Here is a 14,307-nt window from a genome sequence, read left to right on the forward strand (position 1 = left end):
GGCCTTCAGAACAGGTGATAGCGCTGGGCCAGCGGCAGCTCGCTGGCGGGCTCACAGGTCAGCAGCTCACCATCGGCGAAGACTTCGTAGGTCTCGGGGTCAACCTTGAGCTCCGGACAGGCGTCATTGAGTTTCATGTCGCACTTGCGCACCTGACGTACGTCGCGGCAGGCGGACAGCGGGCTGTCGAGCCCGAGCGCCTCCCCGACACCGGCCTTGAGCGCCGCCTGGGAGACGAAGGTCAGGCGTGTGGCGCTGGCCGCCTTGCCGAAGGCACCGAACATCGGCCGGTAATGCACCGGCTGCGGCGTGGGAATCGAGGCATTCGGGTCGCCCATGGGTGCGGCAGCAATCATGCCGCCCTTGAGGATGCAGGCCGGTTTGACGCCGAAGAATGCCGGCGACCACAGCACCAGGTCCGCCAGCTTGCCAACCTCGATGGAGCCGACCTCGTGGGCGATGCCGTGGGTGATGGCCGAGTTGATGGTGTACTTGGCGATATAGCGACGCGCACGGAAGTTGTCGGTGCCGCGCTCGCTGTCCTCTGCCAGCAGGCCGCGCTGTTCGCGCATCTTGTGCGCCGTCTGCCAGGTACGACAGATCACCTCGCCCACGCGGCCCATCGCCTGGGAATCCGAGGACATCATCGAGATGACACCCAGGTCATGCAGGATGTCCTCGGCGGCGATGGTCTCGCGACGAATACGCGAATCGGCGAAGGCGACATCCTCGGGAATGCTCGGGTCCAGGTGGTGGCAGACCATCAGCATGTCGAGGTGCTCATCCACCGTATTGACGGTGTAGGGTCGCGTCGGATTGGTGGAGGACGGCAGCACGTTGGGTCGCGAGCAGGCGGTGATGATGTCCGGAGCATGGCCGCCACCGGCGCCTTCGGTGTGGAAGGTGTGGATGCAGCGGTCCTTGAAGGCCGCCAGGGTGTCCTCGACGAAGCCCGACTCGTTCAGGGTGTCGGTATGGATCGCCACCTGCACGTCATAGGCATCGGCGACGGTCAGACAGTTGTCGATGGAGGCCGGCGACGTGCCCCAGTCCTCATGCAGCTTGAGGCCGATCACGCCGGCCTCGATCTGCTGCTCAAGGCCCTGTGGCAGCGAGGCATTGCCCTTGCCGAGAAAGCCGATGTTCATCGGCAGGCTATCCACCGCCTGGAGCATCTTGCCGATATGCCACGGCCCCGGCGTACAGGTGGTGGCATTGGTGCCGGTGGCTGGCCCGGTGCCGCCGCCGAGCATGGTGGTGATGCCGCTCATCAGCGCCTCCTCCACCTGCTGGGGGCAGATGAAGTGGATGTGCGGGTCGACACCACCGGCGGTGAGAATCTTGCCCTCACCGGCGATGATCTCGGTGCCCGGGCCGATCACGATATCCACATCGGGCTGGGTGTCGGGGTTGCCCGCCTTGCCGATGGCCGCGATGCGTCCGGCCTTGAGACCGACATCCGCCTTGACGATGCCCCACCAGTCCAGAATCAGCGCATTGGTGATCACGGTATCCATCACGCTGTCGTCGGCGCGCTGGCTCTGGCCCATGCCGTCGCGGATCACCTTGCCACCGCCGAACTTCACTTCTTCCCCGTAATGGGTGAAATCCTTCTCCACCTCGATCCACAGTGCCGTGTCGCCCAGACGCACGCGGTCACCGGTGGTCGGGCCGTACATGTCGGCATAGGCCTGTCGCGTTATCTTCATGGGTTGCCTCTTGATCCCGGAGTCTCTATCTCTGAGCTGCAGTTGCTGAGCGAGCTCCGAGCTGAATGCCTGTCAGTGCCATTGCCTGACACATTGAGCTAAAGGGCGTCGCTCGCTCAGCGCTCGACACTGCCGTCATCCTTGAGCTGTCCCATCACCTCGCCACGGAAGCCATAGATATGGCGACTGCCGGCGAAGGGAATCAGCGTGACGTCACGCGTCTGCCCGGGCTCGAAGCGAATCGCCGTTCCGGCGGCGATGTCCAGGCGCTGTCCGAGGGCGGCCTCGCGATCGAACACCAACGCCGGATTGGCCTCGGCAAAGTGATAGTGCGAGCCGATCTGGATCGGTCGGTCACCGCGATTGCCGACCGAGAGCGTGGTGCGCAGGCGGTCCTCGCAGAGAGAGATCTCGCCATCCGCCACCTGATATTCACCGGGAATCATCATTGCTCACCTCACACGATGGGGTTGTGAACGGTCACCAGCTTGGTGCCATCCGGGAAGGTCGCCTCGACCTGCACCTCGGGAATCATCTCGGCGATGCCTTCCATCACGTCATCACGGGTCAGCACCTCCGCGCCGCGCCCCATCAGCTCGGCCACGCTCAAGCCTTCGCGTGCGCCTTCCAGAATCTCGGCGCTGATCAAGGCGATGGATTCCGGATAGTTGAGCTTGAGGCCCTTGGCCTTGCGGCGTTCCGCCAGCAGCGCTGCGGTGAACAGCAACAGCTTGTCCTTGTCTCTTGGCGTCAGTTCCATGTCGTGGCTCTTGTGGTTGTCATTCAGTGGGGTCTCTCGAGATCAGGTCAGCCAGATACGTGGCACTTGTGCCTCAAGCCCCGTCATCAGAGGGCGCAGGAGCTGCCACGCCTGCTGGCACAGCCCCCAGGCCTCGTTGCGTTCATGGCCCAGATAGCGCAGCAGCAATACGCCTTCGCGACGTGTCACCGCCCAGCGCGGGGAAGCCGGCAACGCCTCACGCAGCGCCTCGATGGCCGCCGCTTCATCCTCGAGCCCGACCGCCCACAGCGTGGCCTGCACACTGCAACCGCCCTGCCCCCAGCGCCCAGTGAAGCGCGGATGCAACGGGTCCAGCGACTGGCGCTCGATCCACACTGGCTTGCCGTCACGGGTCAGGCGAAAGCGTTGTTCCAGATGCCCGCTGACGAAGGGCAGCTCGCCGACCGGGCGCCCCAGTGCCATTACTTCCCAGCCCAGACAGCGCGCAGAGCCGGCAAGCTCGAGGGTGGTGGTCTGCTCACCGCGCGAGCCATTGAAGGCCAGCGTTTCCTGAGGCAGCCATTCCAGGGTGGCCCCATCGGCGACCTTGAGATGCGTATGCTGGCCCCAGGCCACGCCGTTGCGGTCCGCCTTGTAGAGCTTGGCCGCCGCCGGTGTGGTCAACAGCACATGCGCGCCCTCCTCCACCTCGGCCTCGATCTGCAGCGCATCGCCGCTGACCAGCCCCCCCGGAGGGTGCAGCAGATAGACGTGGCAGCAGCCGTGGCGGCCCTCAGGGTAGAAGGGGCGCTGCACGCGCAGCGGGCCATGATGACGTCTACGCGTCAGGCGGGTGATGGCGCGCCCGCTATCACTGGTGTCGCGCGCATCCGCCTCGAAACGCAGCGCCAGCGCGGCCTGCCACTGGCGCTGGTCATCGAAGCGATGGCCGGAGGCATTGGCCTCAATGCGCGCGGCATCCGTCGCACCATCAACGGGAATCACGCATCGGATCGTCATACGGTCAGGTGCTGCTTGATCAATCCATCGGACAGCGCCGCGATCTCGCCTTCGGCCACCCGCCGGCCGCGATCCATGATCACGAAGCGATCGGCGTACTTGCGCGCGAAGGGCAGCTTCTGCTCGACCAGCAGCACCGTCAGGCCGTCTTCCTTGATCAGGCGGCGGATGACCTCACCGATCTGGGCGACGATATTGGGCTGGATGCCCTCACCGGGCTCATCGAGAATCAGCAGGCGCGGTTCGATCACCAGCGCGCGGCCGATGGCGAGCTGTTGCTGCTGGCCGCCTGAGAGGTCGCCCCCGCGCCGGTGACGCATCTCCTTGAGCACGGGGAACAGCTCATAGATGCGCTCGGGAATCTGGCGCAGGCCATCGCGACGCACGGCAAGCCCGGTGCGCAGATTCTCTTCCACCGTCATCATCGGGAAGATCTGCCGCCCCTGGGGAACGTAGCCGACACCCAGGCGGGCGCGCTCCTCGAGCTTGCGCCGCGTCAGATCAAGCGGCTCATTGCTACTGGAATCGCGACCGGAATCGCTGCCACTGGCATCGGCGCGGTACAGAAGCTTGCCGTCACGGACGCTCTCCTCACCCATGATGCATTTCATCAGCGTGGTCTTGCCGACGCCGTTGCGGCCCATCACGCAGGTACATTGCCCAACGGGAATCTCCAGCGTCAGGTCCCACAGCGTGTGGCTTTCCCCATAGAACTGGTTGAGCGTGTCGATGGTCAGCAGCGGCGACTCGCCGCTCGGCATCGGTGCCTTGGTGTTCAGCGCTTGCGTCATCCGTCACTCTCTCCCAGGTAGACCTCGACGACTTTCGGGTCGCTCGATACCGCATCCATGCTGCCTTCCGCCAATACCGCGCCCTGATGCAACACCGTGACCTTGCGCGCGATGGAGCGCACGAAGCCCATGTCATGCTCGACCACCACCACCGACTGGCGCCCCGCCAGACTGGTCAGCAGCTCCGCGGTGCGCTCCATCTCCTGCTCGGTCATGCCGGCCACCGGCTCATCGACCAGCAGCAGACGCGGCTTCTGCATCAACAGCATGCCAACCTCCAGCCACTGCTTCTGGCCGTGGGACAGGATGCCCGCCTCGCGTGCATGCCACTCCTTGAGGTGAATCGTCTCGAGCACCTCCTCGATCCTGGCGTGGGTCTCGCCGCTCATGCGCGCGGCCAGCGTCGGGAATATGCGCTTGTCGGTGGCCATGGCCAGTTCAAGATTCTCGAACACGCTGAGCGCCTCGAAGACGGTGGGCTTCTGGAACTTGCGCCCGATGCCCAGGGTGGCGATCTCGGGCTCACTCATGCGCAGCAGATCGTGACGGCTGCCGAACCACACCGAGCCACTGTCGGGGCGCGTCTTGCCGGTGATGATGTCCATCATCGTGGTCTTGCCCGCGCCGTTGGGGCCGATGATGCAGCGCAGCTCGCCATCGTCGATGGTCAGGTTGAGGTCATTGATCGCCTTGAAGCCATCGAAGCTGACACTGACATCCTCCAGATAGAGGATCGGCCCGTGGGTCACGTCCACCGGCGAGATGCGCGGGGTCAGGAAGTCGAACACGCGGTCACGCGTGGCCATCTCTTTCAACAGGCTCATGCGGTGGCCTCCTCGATGGGACGGGAACCGGATGCCGATTCGGTCTTGGCCGCCGACGACTGCGAGCGTCTGCCCCAGCCACGCTGGGCGAACAGGCCGGCGATGCCCTTGGGCAACAGCACGGTGACCAGCACGAACAGGCCGCCGAGGGCGAACAGCCAGGCGTCCGGCATGATGCCGGTGAACACCGTCTTGGCGTAGTTGACGATCAGCGCGCCCAGCACGGCGCCGTAGAGCGTCGCGCGGCCACCGAGCGCCACCCACACCACCACCTCGATGGAGAACAGCGGCGAGAACTCGCCGGGATTGATGATGCCGACCTGCGGCACGTACAGCGCCCCCGCTACCCCGGCCAGCATCGCCGAGACCACGAAGATGAACAGCTGCACACGTTCGACGCGGTAACCCAGAAAGCGCGTGCGCGCCTCGGCGTCGCGACAGGCGATGCTCAGCCGCCCGAGCTTGGAGCCGACGATGCCACGACACAGCAGATAGCCGAGCCCCAGCGCCACGCCACTGGCGATGAACAGTGCGATGCGCACCGCATCCGTGCGCAGGTCGAAGCCGAGAATGTCCTTGAAGTCGGTCAGGCCGTTGTTGCCACCGAAGCCCATCTCGTTGCGGAAGAACGCCAGCATCAAGGCGAAGGTCAGCGCCTGGGTGATGATCGAGAGATAGACACCGGTGACGCGGGAGCGGAAGGCCAGGAAGCCGAACACCAGCGCCAGCAGCCCCGGCGCCAACAACACCATCAGGAAGGCGAAGGCCGGCATGTCGAAGCCCTGCCAGAACCACGGCAGCTCCTGCCAGTTGAGGAAGACCATGAAGTCCGGAAGCTCCGGATTGCCATAGACGCCGCGGTCACCGATCTCGCGCATCAGGTACATGCCCATGGCGTAACCGCCCAGCGCGAAGAAGGCACCGTGGCCCAGGCTGAGAATGCCCAGGTAGCCCCAGACGAGATCCACCGCGACCGCCAGCAGCGCATAGCACAGGTACTTGCCCAGCAGGGTGACGGTGAAGGTGCTGACATGCAGCGGATGCCCCTCGGGCAGCAGCACATGCAGCAGCGTGATGGCGAGCACCGACAGCGTCAGCACCGCGAGGAAGATCTGGGTGGAGCGCTCCGTGAAGGGGCGCGCCAGCCAAAAACGTGAATCAGGCATGGATCAACCCTCCGCGGCGCGGCCCTTCTGCGGGAAGAGTCCCCGCGGGCGCTTTTGAATGAACAGGATGATGAAGACCAGCACCACGATCTTGGCGAGAACCGCGCCCGCCCATGGCTCGAGGAACTGATTGAGCAGCCCCAGCGACATGCCGGCTACCAGCGTGCCCCACAGATTGCCGACCCCGCCGAACACCACGACCATGAAGGAATCGATGATGTAGTTCTGGCCCAGGTTCGGCCCGACGTTGGTGATCTGGGAGAGCGCGACCCCGGCCAGGCCGGCCACACCGGAGCCCAGCGCGAAGGTCATGATGTCTACACGGGTCGCCTTGATGCCCATCGAACGCGCCATGGCCCGGTTCTGGGTCACCGCGCGTACTTCGAGGCCGAGACGGGTGCGGCGCATGATCAGCATCAGGCCGGCGAACACGAACAGCGCGAAGCCGATGATGTAGAGACGATTGAGCGTCAATGACAGCGCCTCGTTGATCATCAGCGAGCCACTCATCCACTCCGGCGTGACTACGATGCGATTCAAGGGCGAGATGGTGGTACGCACCAGCTGCTGCAGGATCAGGCTGATGCCGAAGGTGGCCAGCAAGGTCTCCAGCGGACGCCCCTTGAGGTGCTGGATGACGCTGCGCTCGATGATGACGCCCACCGCCGCCGCGACCAGAAAGCCCGCCGGAATCGACAGCAGCAGCGCCAGTCCCGGCTGCCCCGGCAACAGCTGCTGCATGCCCCAGGTGGTGTAGGCGCCCAGCATGATCAGTTCGCCATGCGCCATGTTGATCACGCCCATGACACCGAAGGTGATGGCAAGCCCGATGGCGGCCAGCACCAGTACCGAGCCCAGCGAGAGGCCGAAGTAGAGCGTCTCGAGCCCGCTGTTGAGTTGAAGCTTCTGCTCGATACCGGCCAGCGCCCCCTTGGCGGCCTGAGCAAGCTGCGGATCATCACTCGCCGCGGCGCCATTGATGGCGGCGATCGCGGCGGCGTTCAGGCTGCCGGAGAGCGTCTCCAGCGCCGCGGGGTCGCCAGTGGCTTCCAGCTGCTGGATGGCGAGCGCTTCCTTGAGCGTGGCGCGAATAGCGTCATCGCCTTCCTGCTCGATCAGGCTCGGCAGCCGCTCGGCCATGGCCTCGTCGACATTGCCACGCAGACCGCGCGCCGCCGCGTGTCTGATCTCGGCATCCGGAGAAGACAGGTCGATCATCGACAGCACGCCATCGATATGCCCGCGCAGCGAGTTGTTGCTGCGCAGCGTCTTCAATTCGCGGCGCGAGACCTTGCCCGCCGATTCTCCCGACAGGGCGTCGGAGACGGCCCATTCGCGGCCACGATTGTTGTCGATGATCAAGTAGCGCTCGGCGTCCTTGAGGCGTGCCAGCTTGCTGGCGGAAAAGGCTTCCAGCCAGCCACGTGCACGTGCATCGCCGCTCATGGCGATCTCATCGATCACGGCCGGCTTGGCCGGGTTGCGTGCCTCGGCAAGCCGGGTCAACAGGGATTGGGCAGCGCCATCAGACAGGCGCGCAGACTGGCCAGTCGCGGACTCGGACTGGGCAGCGGTAAACAGGGGGAATGACAGCAGACAGACCAGCAGCATCCACTGCCAGCACCAGCGATATATCGTTGCAACGGAGATAGACATCAAGAAGGCCATCCATGGTGAACGCACAAAGGCGTCATCAGTCTCCGAGGGCATCCGGCCTCGGAGACTGACACTCAACGAGGCGGCATGCAGGCTCCCCTACACGCCGCCTCGCTCTCAGAACGTGCGACGCATCATTGCGTCGCAACGCTCTGTTGAGCCCCACAGGAATGGGTCACGACATTGTAGTTGCCGCACTCCATCGGCTTGCGCCAGTCACTGATCAGGTCCTTGGAACCTTCCAGATAGTCCGACCAGGCATCGCCTGCCACGGTGGACGGGGTCTGCCAGACGACGGAGAACTGACCGTTGTCCTGGATCTCGCCGATCAATACCGGCTTGGTGATGTGATGGTTGGGCATCATGGTGGCGTAGCCGCCGGTCAGGTTGGGCACCGAGACACCGATGATGGCGTCCTTGACCGCATCGACCTCGACGCTGCCGGCCTTGCGAGCGGCTTCCATCCACATGTTGAAGCCGATGTAGTGGGCTTCCATCGGGTCATTGGTGACGGCATCTTCCTTGCCGGTGTAATCGATCCACTCATCGATGAAGTCGTAGTTGGTGTCGCTGTCCACGCTCATGAAGTAGTTCCAGGCGGCCAGGTGACCGACCAGCGGCGCGGTATCGATGCCCGAGAGCTCCTGCTCGCCCACCGAGAAGGCCACTACCGGGATGTCCTCGGCATTGATGCCTTGGTTGGCCAGCTCACGATAGAACGGCACGTTGGCATCGCCATTGATGGTAGAGACCACGGCGGTCTTCTTGCCGGCACTGCCGAAGGACTTGATGTCCGAGACGATGGACTGCCAGTTGGAATGGCCGAAGGGGGTGTAATTGACCATCACATCCGCGTCCGCCACGCCCTTCGACTTGAGGTAGGCGGCCAGGATCTTGTTGGTGGTACGCGGATAGACATAATCCGTGCCCGCCAGCACCCAGCGCTCCACGCCCACGTCGTTCATCAGATAATCCACTGCCGGAATCGCCTGCTGATTGGGCGCCGCTCCGGTGTAGAAGACGTTCTCCGAGGACTCCTCGCCCTCATACTGCACCGGATAGAACAGCAGGCCGTTGAGCTCCTCGACCACCGGCAGCACCGACTTGCGCGAGACGGACGTCCAGTTGCCGAAGATCACGTCGACCTTGTCCTGCGCCAGCAGCTCACGCGCCTTCTCGGCGAACAGCGGCCAGTTGGAGGCCGGGTCGACCACGACAGGCTCTAGCTTGCGTCCCAGCAGCCCGCCCTGCTCGTTCTGCTTCTCGATCAGCATCAACATGGTGTCTTTCAGTGTCGACTCACTGATCGCCATGGTGCCGGACAGTGAATGCAGGATGCCGACCTTGATCGGCCCCTCTTCTGCCTGGGCGACATTGGCCAGCGAGAAACCGACACAGGCGGATAGCATTGCGGCAGCGATTTTCTTGTTCACGACATTCCCTCGTGTCTTGTTGTACTTGTTATCCCGACTGAGGTAGTGCAATCGATGTGCCAGCCGCACACTGACGCCGCCGGCCAACGGCCAGACAAGAAAGCGACAGCGGTGAGATAGAAGAGAGACAGGGAGAGAAACGGGGAGAAAGGCAGGGAGAAAGACTGGGCAAAAACAGTGGAAAGACCGAGAAAGGATGAAGAGACGCTGGAGACATGATGAGAGCGAGCGAAGCACAGCGACATGGCTCAAGCGCAGCGCTGCACCAGGATGACGCACCCATCACCGACCATCGCCTTGCCTTGCACCAGACAGGTGAGAAGAGCGCTGGGCGTGGCTCTGTGCGTGGTGCAGGACGTGGCACTCGCCCCGATAGAGCCTCCCATCAGGCCGAACGAAAGCGAGGGAAGCTAATGACATTGGTGCATCCACTACGACGCCCCATACATCACTGTCTATCGACACTGCGGTATCCTTGCCCTCTCTACTTGCTCTGTCCCTTTCACTCTTCCGCCCCGTCAGGAAATCCCCCATGAAGCGTTATGAACGCTTTGCCGCCGAGATCTCCAACCTGATTCGTACCGGCATTCTCGCGCCGGGTGAGCGCGTGCCGTCGGTGCGCCAGGCCAGCAAGGCGCATGGCATCAGCCCCTCTACCGTCTTTCAGGCGTATTACCTGCTGGAGAATCAGGGATTGATCAGTGCGCGGCCGCGCTCGGGGTATTTCGTGCGTGACAATGCCTCGCGGATACTCGATGAGCCGCATGTCGCCCTGCAGCAGCAAGCCCCTTCCGATGTCGCCGTCAGTGAGCTGGTGTTCTCGGTGCTGGGCTCACTGCGCGACAACGATACCGTCCCCTTCGGCTCTGCCTTCCCGAGCCCGGAGCTCTTCCCGCTCGCGCGGCTTGCGACCAGCATGACGCGTGGTCTGCGCCAGCTGTCATCGCATGCCGTGATCTCCGACATGACCACTGGCCATCCTGACCTGTGCCGACAGATCGCTCAGCGCTACATGGTCAACGGCATGCAGCTGCCGACGGAGGAGCTGGTGATCACCAATGGCGCCATGGAGGCGCTCAATCTCGGTCTGCAATGTGTCACCCAGCCAGGGGATCTTGTCGCCATCGAGGCGCCGGCCTTCTATGCCACGCTTCAGGTGCTTGAGCGGCTCAAGCTGCGCGCGGTGGAAATTCCGGTACACCCGCGCGACGGGATTGATCTCGAAGTGCTCGAGAATCGTCTGGAGACGCTGCCCATCAAGGCCTGCTGGTTCATGAGCCATCTGCAGAATCCGCTGGGGGCCAGCTTGAGCGATGCGCGCAAGGCCCAACTGTATGCGCTGCTCTGCCGTCATCAGCTGCCGATGCTGGAGGATGATGTCTACGCGGAACTGTATTTCGATCAACGTGCCGAGGTGTCGCCCCCGCAACCCGTCAAGGCGCTGGATGTCGAGGGTCTGGTGATGCACTGCGGGTCGTTCTCCAAGTGCCTGGCGCCGGGCTATCGGGTGGGCTGGATATCCGCGGGGCGGCATACCCGGGAGATTTCGCGCCTCAAGTTGATGACGACCATCTCGCCATCGCTGCCTGCCCAGGTGGCCCTGGCCGACTATCTTCAGCACGGCGGCTACGACCGCCACCTGCGCAAGCTACGCCTGGCGCTCGAGACCCAGCAGACGGCCATGCTGGCAGCCATTGATCGCTACTTCCCCGCAGACACCCGCGTCACCCATCCCCATGGGGGCTATTTCCTGTGGTGCGAGCTTCCCGAGCACATCGATTCGCTGGCCCTGTTTCAGCAGGCGCTGGCCCACGGCATCAGCCTGGCACCGGGGCCCATCTTCTCGGCCACCCAGGGCTTCAAGCATTGCATTCGCTTGAGCTACGGCCACCCGTGGGATGCGGCGTCAGAGCGCGCCATGCAGACATTGGGTGAACTGCTCAAGGCAGCCTGAAACGCGGACCGCTCAGACGATATGCGAGGTGCGAGATACGAGTTACGAAGAGCGACTTGAGTATGTGCGCGCACGAGTGTGCACGAGTGCGCGCAAATGCCGCAGTCCTTGTGGCCGCCTTGCCACACAGTCTTCACGCGTTATCCGCTGGGGGCGAAAAAAGCCTTTTGCGGCGCATGTCACTCGCGCGCCAGCCGCTTGCCACGTCTGGATGTCGCACCTTGTTGCGTACCTTGATTGCATACCCGGATGCCGCACGCGCGCCCCTTAAGGAAGCGGCAGGCCCCGCCATGGCGGGGCCTGCCGCCAAGGACGATACAACAAGCACCTGACACTGACAGGGGTGCTGGCATCAATCAGAGTGCGCCCGCCCGTCTGGCTCGCCTTGCTGGATTCTCGCCATACCACCTGGCTGGCCGGATGACTGGCTCACGGGCATTTAACGACTAACCAAGATTCAGCCCGCAACTGATATGGTTTTTTCTCGCACAACTGAGCCTGTTATGGCTTCCGGTGGCTCCCTAGAGTAGCGGCGAAGATTCAGGCAGGGCCGTCCCCCTTGCCGCCTACTCAGGAGACATTGCCATGTTCGGCACCGAGGCCATCGACCTGGCCAGGATACAGTTCGCCTTCACCATCTCGTTTCACATCATCTTCCCGGCCATCACCATTGGCCTCGCCAGCTACCTGGCGGTGCTGGAAGGCATGTGGTTGAAGACAGGCACACAGGTCTACCGCAACCTCTATCATTTCTGGTCGAAGATATTCGCGGTCAACTTCGCGATGGGTGTGGTGTCAGGACTGGTCATGGCCTACCAGTTCGGCACGCATTGGAGCGGTTTCTCGGCCTTTGCCGGCAGCGTGACCGGGCCACTGCTGACCTATGAAGTGCTGACCGCCTTCTTCCTTGAAGCCGGCTTCCTCGGCGTGATGCTGTTTGGCTGGAATCGCGTCGGCCGCGGCCTGCACTTCTTCTCGACCTGCATGGTGGCGCTCGGCACCCTGGTCTCGATGTTCTGGATCCTGTCGTCCAACAGCTGGATGCAGACCCCTCAGGGGCACGAGGTCATCGATGGCATCGTCGTGCCGGTCGACTGGTTCGCGATCGTCTTCAACCCCTCCTTCCCCTATCGCCTGGCCCACATGGCACTGGCCTCCTTCCTGAGCACCTCGCTGTTCGTCGCTGCCTCCGCCGCCTGGCTGCTACTCAAGAAACGCGACACCCCGGAAGTGCGCAAGATGCTGGTCATGGCGGTGCTGATGTTGATGGTGACCGCCCCGCTGCAGGCCTTCGTCGGCGACATGCATGGCCTGAATACGCTCAAGCACCAACCGGCCAAGATCGCGGCCATCGAAGGGCATTGGGACAACAGCCATGGGGAACCGACGCCGTTGATCCTGTTCGGTGTGCCCGACATGCAACGCGAAGAGACGCGCTTCGCGCTCGAGATTCCGGCTCTCGGCAGCCTGCTGTTGATGCATGACATCGACAAGCAGGTACCGGCGCTCAAGGACTTCCCCGCCGCGGACCGCCCCAATTCGACCGTCGTGTTCTGGAGCTTCCGTCTGATGGTCGGCCTGGGTCTTGCGATGATTCTGCTCGGCCTCTCCGGTGTCTATCTGGCCCGCAAGGGCAGGCTCTTCACCTCGCGGCGCTGGCTGAGGCTGGCCGTCGCCATGGGGCCGGCCGGTCTGATCGCGATACTCGCGGGCTGGTTCACCACCGAAGTCGGCCGCCAGCCGTGGGTGATCTACGGCTTGATGAGAACGGAAGATGCCGTCTCTGCCCACAGCGCCGTTCACCTCAGCATCAGCCTGACGGCCTTTGTCACGGTCTACTTCATCGTCTTCGGCACGGGGATCAACTACATCTTCAAGCTGATCAAGAAAGGGCCTGCGGGTGATGACAGCCACGCCCCCAGCGGCGGCCCCGGCAAGCCACGCACACCTTCCCGCCCACTGTCGGCCATCGAGGAATCTCTCGACGGCACCACTCACTGACCGGAGCGATGAACGCTATGGGTATCGACCTTTCTGTCATCTGGGCGGGCATCATCCTGTTCGGCCTGATGATGTACGTGATCATGGACGGCTTTGATCTGGGCATCGGCATTCTCTTCCCGTGGGTGGAGGAAAAGGTGGACCGCGATGTGATGATGAATACCGTGGCCCCCGTGTGGGATGGCAATGAGACATGGCTGGTACTGGGCGGCGCGGGGCTGTTCGCGGCCTTTCCGCTGGCCTACGCCGTCTTGCTGGAAGCCATGAGCATTCCTCTAGTCGCCATGTTGATCGGCCTCATCTTCCGCGGTGTCGCCTTCGAATTTCGCTTCAAGGCCTCGGACGCGAGCCGCCACTGGTGGGACAAGGCCTTCGTGGGCGGCTCGGTGCTGGCCACCTTCAGTCAAGGCGTCGCACTGGGAGGCTACATCCAGGGCATCGCCTTCGATGGGGTTCACTTCAGCGGCGGTTCGCTGGACTGGCTGTCACCCTTCCCGCTGTTCTGCGGTGTGGCGCTGCTGTTCACCTATGCATTGCTCGGCAGCACCTGGCTGATCATGAAGACCGAAGGCATTCTCCAGGCGCGCATGTTTGCCCTGACGCGCCCGCTGACGCTGTGGGTATTGATCATGATCGCGGCCGTCAGTCTGTGGACTCCGCTGGCGCACCCCGCCATCGCCGAGCGCTGGTTCACGCTGCCGCAGCTGTTCTGGTTCCTGCCGGTGCCAGTGCTGGTAGTGCTGGCCGGTTATGCGCTGATCCGCGCCGTCGCCCTTGAATATCATGCCCAGCCCTTCCTGCTGGTGCTGGCCTTGATCTTCCTGGGCTACAGCGGTTTCGGCATCAGCATGTGGCCTGACATCATTCCCGGTCATGTGACGATCTGGGAAGCGGCCTCTCCGCCCCAAAGCCAGGGCTTTGCCCTCGTCGGCACGCTCTTCATCCTGCCGATCATCCTGGTGTATACGGCGTGGAGCTACTTCGTGTTCAAGGGCAAGGTCCGTCATACCGATGGCTACCATTGAGAGGTGC

Annotated in this window: 12 protein-coding genes; 3 read left to right on the top strand and 9 right to left on the bottom strand. The window is 63.3% G+C overall.

Annotated features, from left to right (window positions below):
- Positions 1-5: 5 nt before the first annotated feature.
- The 9 genes from ureC to urtA all read right to left on the bottom strand — a co-directional run bounded on the left by ureC (position 6) and on the right by urtA (position 9,296).
- Positions 6-1,709 carry an urease subunit alpha gene (gene ureC, locus AOG28_RS08980; protein WP_024952522.1) on the bottom strand — a complete coding sequence of 568 codons (1,704 nt, stop codon included), beginning with the start codon at positions 1,707-1,709 and terminating at the stop codon, positions 6-8.
- Between the two features lie 116 nt (positions 1,710-1,825).
- The gene (locus tag AOG28_RS08985) at positions 1,826-2,155 is read right to left on the bottom strand and encodes an urease subunit beta (protein WP_054556303.1); all 330 of its coding nucleotides are present in this window, start codon (positions 2,153-2,155) and stop codon (positions 1,826-1,828) included.
- Positions 2,156-2,166: 11 nt separating this feature from the next.
- Entirely contained in the window at positions 2,167-2,469 is a 303-nt protein-coding gene (gene ureA, locus AOG28_RS08990) for an urease subunit gamma (protein WP_024952521.1), read from the bottom strand.
- Between the two features lie 42 nt (positions 2,470-2,511).
- Complete coding sequence (locus AOG28_RS08995) at positions 2,512-3,435, bottom strand: urease accessory protein UreD (RefSeq protein WP_235507005.1); 924 nt, start codon at positions 3,433-3,435, stop codon at positions 2,512-2,514.
- An 11-nt stretch (positions 3,436-3,446) separates the two neighbouring features.
- Positions 3,447-4,190: an urea ABC transporter ATP-binding subunit UrtE gene (gene urtE / locus AOG28_RS09000; RefSeq protein WP_054556304.1), complete on the bottom strand. Its 744-nt coding sequence runs from the start codon at positions 4,188-4,190 to the stop codon at positions 3,447-3,449.
- 47 nt (positions 4,191-4,237) lie between these two features.
- Positions 4,238-5,065, bottom strand: a complete 828-nt coding sequence (urtD, locus tag AOG28_RS09005) for an urea ABC transporter ATP-binding protein UrtD (RefSeq protein WP_054556185.1) — start codon at positions 5,063-5,065, stop codon at positions 4,238-4,240.
- Positions 5,062-6,231, bottom strand: a complete 1,170-nt coding sequence (gene urtC / locus AOG28_RS09010) for an urea ABC transporter permease subunit UrtC (RefSeq protein WP_054556186.1) — start codon at positions 6,229-6,231, stop codon at positions 5,062-5,064. The genes urtD and urtC overlap by 4 nt, the downstream gene beginning before the upstream one ends.
- A 3-nt stretch (positions 6,232-6,234) precedes the next feature.
- Positions 6,235-7,887 carry an urea ABC transporter permease subunit UrtB gene (urtB, locus tag AOG28_RS09015; protein WP_082388655.1) on the bottom strand — a complete coding sequence of 551 codons (1,653 nt, stop codon included), beginning with the start codon at positions 7,885-7,887 and terminating at the stop codon, positions 6,235-6,237.
- 134 nt (positions 7,888-8,021) lie between these two features.
- On the bottom strand, positions 8,022-9,296 hold the full coding sequence (gene urtA, locus AOG28_RS09020) for an urea ABC transporter substrate-binding protein (RefSeq protein WP_035160076.1): 1,275 nt from the start codon (positions 9,294-9,296) through the stop codon (positions 8,022-8,024).
- Between the two features lie 556 nt (positions 9,297-9,852).
- Here urtA and AOG28_RS09025 point away from each other — a divergent pair.
- From AOG28_RS09025 to cydB, 3 genes are all read left to right on the top strand, one after another.
- Positions 9,853-11,274: an aminotransferase-like domain-containing protein gene (locus tag AOG28_RS09025; protein WP_054556188.1), complete on the top strand. Its 1,422-nt coding sequence runs from the start codon at positions 9,853-9,855 to the stop codon at positions 11,272-11,274.
- A gap of 585 nt (positions 11,275-11,859) precedes the next feature.
- Positions 11,860-13,275 (top strand): cytochrome ubiquinol oxidase subunit I, encoded by a 1,416-nt coding sequence (locus tag AOG28_RS09030; protein WP_054556189.1) that lies wholly within the window; start codon positions 11,860-11,862, stop codon positions 13,273-13,275.
- A gap of 17 nt (positions 13,276-13,292) precedes the next feature.
- Positions 13,293-14,300: a cytochrome d ubiquinol oxidase subunit II gene (gene cydB, locus AOG28_RS09035; RefSeq protein WP_054556190.1), complete on the top strand. Its 1,008-nt coding sequence runs from the start codon at positions 13,293-13,295 to the stop codon at positions 14,298-14,300.
- Positions 14,301-14,307 lie beyond the last annotated feature (7 nt).

It is taken from the genome of Cobetia sp. UCD-24C (assembly GCF_001306765.1).
Lineage (GTDB): Bacteria > Pseudomonadota > Gammaproteobacteria > Pseudomonadales > Halomonadaceae > Cobetia > Cobetia amphilecti.

Bases quoted from the DNA above. Each gene is read 5' to 3' on its own strand.
- AOG28_RS09025 (WP_054556188.1), top strand. From the start codon at position 9,853: ATGAAGCGTTATGAACGCTTTGCCGCCGAGATCTCCAACCTGATTCGT.
- AOG28_RS08985 (WP_054556303.1), bottom strand. From the start codon at position 2,155: ATGATTCCCGGTGAATATCAGGTGGCGGATGGCGAGATCTCTCTCTGC.
- ureC (WP_024952522.1), bottom strand. From the start codon at position 1,709: ATGAAGATAACGCGACAGGCCTATGCCGACATGTACGGCCCGACCACC.
- AOG28_RS09030 (WP_054556189.1), top strand. From the start codon at position 11,860: ATGTTCGGCACCGAGGCCATCGACCTGGCCAGGATACAGTTCGCCTTC.
- urtA (WP_035160076.1), bottom strand. From the start codon at position 9,296: ATGCTATCCGCCTGTGTCGGTTTCTCGCTGGCCAATGTCGCCCAGGCA.
- urtD (WP_054556185.1), bottom strand. From the start codon at position 5,065: ATGAGCCTGTTGAAAGAGATGGCCACGCGTGACCGCGTGTTCGACTTC.
- urtB (WP_082388655.1), bottom strand. From the start codon at position 7,887: ATGTCTATCTCCGTTGCAACGATATATCGCTGGTGCTGGCAGTGGATG.
- urtC (WP_054556186.1), bottom strand. From the start codon at position 6,231: ATGCCTGATTCACGTTTTTGGCTGGCGCGCCCCTTCACGGAGCGCTCC.
- ureA (WP_024952521.1), bottom strand. From the start codon at position 2,469: ATGGAACTGACGCCAAGAGACAAGGACAAGCTGTTGCTGTTCACCGCA.
- cydB (WP_054556190.1), top strand. From the start codon at position 13,293: ATGGGTATCGACCTTTCTGTCATCTGGGCGGGCATCATCCTGTTCGGC.